General features: G+C 68.8%; 1 protein-coding gene and 2 pseudogenes. All 3 read right to left on the bottom strand.

All coding sequences use genetic code 11. The annotated features are described in order from the left end of the window. Window positions 1-151: pseudogene (locus G3N99_RS42245) on the bottom strand (citrate/2-methylcitrate synthase); the annotation flags it as partial. A gap of 1 nt (window position 152) precedes the next feature. Next, the gene (locus G3N99_RS38815) at window positions 153-2,003 is read right to left on the bottom strand and encodes an acyl-CoA dehydrogenase (RefSeq protein ID WP_206125043.1); all 1,851 of its coding nucleotides are present in this window, start codon (window positions 2,001-2,003) and stop codon (window positions 153-155) included. Beyond that, a pseudogene (locus G3N99_RS38810) lies at window positions 2,003-2,244 on the bottom strand (hypothetical protein); the annotation flags it as partial. The pseudogene G3N99_RS38810 and the gene G3N99_RS38815, both read right to left, overlap by 1 nt.

Raw genomic sequence — 2,244 nt, 5'->3', positions numbered from 1 at the left:
CGCGCAGCGCTTCGGGTTCGAGCGTCGCGCCGTCGATGTCGGTGCCGCGATGGCGGGTCGCCGGGCGGCCGAGCAGGTTGCGCGGCGCGTCGCCCGCCGAGGTGGGCGTGGCAGTCGTGGTGGCCGTACCGGAATCGAGAGTCGTATCCATGTCATTCCACCTGCGCGAGTTCTTCGCTGCTGACGCTGATCGCCGCGTGCGCCATCGCGGCGATCACGGCCGCGTGCTGGTCGACGACGGGCAGCACGTTCGCGAAGTAGTAGCGCGCGCTTTTCAGCTTGCCGCGATAGAACGCGAGTTCGGCCGGCGTGTCGGCGGTGTCCGGCGCGTCGAGCCGGCGCGCGGCGATCGTCGCCGATTCGAGCAGCACCCATGCCGACGTGACGACGCCGAACATCTCGAGAAAGCGCGTGTAGAACTGGCTGCTGCGGTGCGTGTGACCGTCCTGCACGTCGCGCGCGATGTCGTCGAGCGCGGCGGCGATGCGGTCGGCGCCCGTGCGCAGCGCGTCGAACAGCGGGCGCAGCTCCGCATGCGTGCCGGTGTGATGCTGGCGCGCGAGGAACACGTCGAGTTCGTCGCGGTAATACTGGATCAGCCGCGAATGGCGGCCGAAGCCGAGCTTGTCGCGCACGAGGTCCTGCGCCTGGATGTAGTTCGTGCCTTCCCAGATCGACAGGATCTTCACGTCGCGCGCGTTCTGCTCGACGGGGCTCGCATCGGTATAGCCGAGCCCGCCGTGCACCTGGATCGCGGTTTCGCAGATCCGCCACGCCTGGTCGGAGATGAACGCCTTGCAGATCGGCGTCAGCAGCAGTTGCAGCTTGCGGTGGCGCTCGATCTCGGCCGGGTCGGCGTCGGGCGTGGCCTCGAGCATCGCCGCGCGCGTGGCGGTCGCGGCGAGCTTGCCGAGCAGGCCGCGGCAGCCGTCGACGCGGCTCTTCATGTCGACCAGCATCCGCTGCACGTCCGCGTGCTCGACGATCGCGACGCGCGCCGCGTTGGTGTTCGACGCGCGCTCGATCGGCCGGCCCTGCAGCCGGCGGCCCGCATACTCGACCGCATGCAGGTACGCGCTCGATGCGACGCCGACGCCGAACATCCCGGTGCTCATCCGCGCCTGGTTCATCAACGGCATCAACTGCAGCAGGCCGACGTTGCGCCGGCCGCCGAGCAGCCAGCCTTTGGTCGTGCCGTTCGAACCGAACACGAGGTGCGTGTTCGCGCAGCCCTTGAGCCCCATCTTGCGCGGCAGGCCGATGCAGTCGACATGGTTCGACTGCAGTTCGCCCGTTTCCTCGTCCGGCCAGAAGCGCGGCACGACGAGGCACGACAGCGAGAACGAGTCCGGCGACGCGGTGTCGATGCGGCCGAGCACGAAATACAGCGTGTTCTCGGTCAGCTCGTGCATGCCGGCCGAGATGTAGACCTTCTCGCCGTCAATCGCATAGATGTCGCGTTCGAGCGGCGTCGCGCGCAGCGCCACCGCGGTGAGGTCGGTGCCGGCCTGCGGTTCGGTCGCGCAGAAACAGGCGTCCCAGCGGTACGCCTCGAGCGGGGGGATCAGCGCCTTCTGGTGCGGCGTGCCGTGCATCTGCAGCAGCTTGATCGCGGGGCGCGTGAAGCCGCCGTACGTCATGAACGACGGGTTCGCGCCCATGAACATCTCGTAGATCATCTGCGTGACGATCGGCGGCAGCCCGTGCGCGGTGCCGAACAGCGTGTTCGACCATTCGTCGCGAAACCGCGCCCACAGCGCGTGGAAATGCGACGGAATGCGCACCTGGCCGTCGTCGAGCAGCGTGCAGCCCTCGACGTCCGCCTGCTGGTAGCTGCGGCCGAGGTCGAGCGCGAAGTCGCGCGCGCGTTCGAGCAGCGTGTCGATCGACGCGCGGTCGTGCGTGCCGTACAGGCCGTGTTCCGCGAGGAAACGCTTGTCGGCTTCGAACAGTTCCCACAGAAAGAAGCGCAGTTCGCGCAGGCTCACCTTGTAGGCACTCATTACGCGTCTCCTTCGATATCGAGCGCGGCATCGAGGCCGCCGGCGAGGTCGACGACGGCCGCCGCCGCCGCGCCATGCAGTGCCGCATCCCACACGAGCACCGTGCGGCGTTCGCCTTCGTCGAGTGCACCGGCGAGCCGGATCAACGCAGCCGCCGATTCGGCCGACGACAGGTGGCCGGCGGCTTCATGCTGGATGCGGGCGGCGACGGGGATCGATGCGGCGTCGGCCACGCGTGCCA

It is taken from the genome of Burkholderia sp. Ac-20392, assembly GCF_017104585.1.
Lineage (GTDB): Bacteria > Pseudomonadota > Gammaproteobacteria > Burkholderiales > Burkholderiaceae > Burkholderia > Burkholderia lata.
This window is presented reverse-complemented; position numbering and strand designations above follow the sequence as displayed.

Bases quoted from the DNA above. Each gene is read 5' to 3' on its own strand.
- G3N99_RS38815 (WP_206125043.1), bottom strand. From the start codon at position 2,003: ATGAGTGCCTACAAGGTGAGCCTGCGCGAACTGCGCTTCTTTCTGTGG.